The following is an 880-nucleotide window of genomic DNA, read 5'->3' as shown; positions in this document are numbered from 1 at the left end:
CGAACATCTGCTGCATGAACACCATCAAGCAGACCCTGCAGATCGCCGAGCACTATCCTGACAGCCAGCAAAAGGTCTTCTACATCGACATTCGTTCCTTCGGCAAGGGCTTCGAGGATATGTACCGCAGGAGTCGCGAGGAGGGCGTCGACTACATTCGCGGGCTTCCGGGCAGCGCCGAGGAGGACCCGGAAACCAAGGAGCTGGTGATCGAGGTCGAAAACACCCTGTCCGGCCGACGCGAGGAGCATCGCCTGGACATGCTCGTTCTGGCCACCGGCCTCGTGCCGCGCAAGTTCGAGACAAACGGAAACGGCAAGCGCTCGATCGACGAGGTCTTGAGCCTTTCGCACACCTCCGACGGCTTCGTCATGGAAGCCCACCCCAAGCTCAAGCCGGTCGACGCTCCCACCAGGGGGGTCTACTTCGCAGGTTGCGTCGAGTCACCCAAGGACGTCAAGGACAGCGTTACCCAGGCCGGCGCCGCCGCCATGCGCGCCAGCAACCTGCTGTCAGCCGGCGAGGTGCGCATCGAGGCCATCACCGCCGAGCTGATCGCCGATCTCTGCGCTGAGTGCAAGATCTGCGCGGCCGTTTGCCCGTTCAACGCCATCGTCGAAGCCGACAAGAAGGCCGGCATCCTGCCCGACTTCATCGAGGCCGCCTGTGCCGGCTGTGGCACCTGCGCCGCCGAGTGCCCGTTCGACGCGATCATCATGCGCCACTTCGAGGACGCTCAGATCACGGCTCAGATCGACGGCATCCTGGCCGACAACGCGATGGAGAAGATCGTTGCCTTCGCCTGCAACTGGTGTTCGTACGCGGGAGGCGACAACGCCGGAACCTCGCGTCTGCAATACCCGCCGGCAATCCGGTTGAT

Annotated in this window: 1 protein-coding gene; it reads left to right on the top strand. The window is 63.4% G+C overall.

Annotated elements, in window-relative coordinates; all coding sequences use genetic code 11:
* Window positions 1–880: hydrogenase iron-sulfur subunit (locus GY769_02725; protein MCP4200831.1), on the top strand; the 880-nt coding region annotated here is incomplete at both ends.

This window comes from bacterium, from assembly GCA_024224155.1.
In the GTDB taxonomy this organism is placed as follows: Bacteria; Acidobacteriota; Thermoanaerobaculia; order Multivoradales; family JAHEKO01; genus CALZIK01.
Note: the sequence above shows the minus strand (reverse complement) of the source record. Positions and strands in the feature narration are given on the sequence as shown.